We start from the raw sequence: 249 nt of genomic DNA on the forward strand, positions 1-249 counted from the left end.
GTACGGGTGGTCTCTTCGAGTACGGGGCCGGGGAGCCGGACCGGGGCGGACCGGCAGTCGCCGAAACTGGCGCGCAGCCGGGTCATCAGCCCGATGAGCTGGCCGACCTCGTCGTCGGTCCAGTCGCTCAGCCGCTCCGCGAGCAGGTGTGTGGTCCGCCGGGACAGGTCGTCGAGCCGGTCCAGACCCGCGGGCGTCAGGCGCAGGATGCGCGAGCGCTTGTCCGCCGGGTCGGGCAGCCGGTCGATC

At 73.5% G+C, this 249-nt stretch carries 1 protein-coding gene; it reads right to left on the minus strand.

Annotated elements, in window-relative coordinates:
* On the minus strand, window positions 1–249 hold a 249-nt coding region (locus IG64_RS37315), incomplete at both ends, for a MarR family transcriptional regulator (RefSeq protein ID WP_037865050.1).

The organism is Streptomyces sp. NRRL S-340 (assembly GCF_000720185.1).
Lineage (GTDB): Bacteria > Actinomycetota > Actinomycetes > Streptomycetales > Streptomycetaceae > Streptomyces.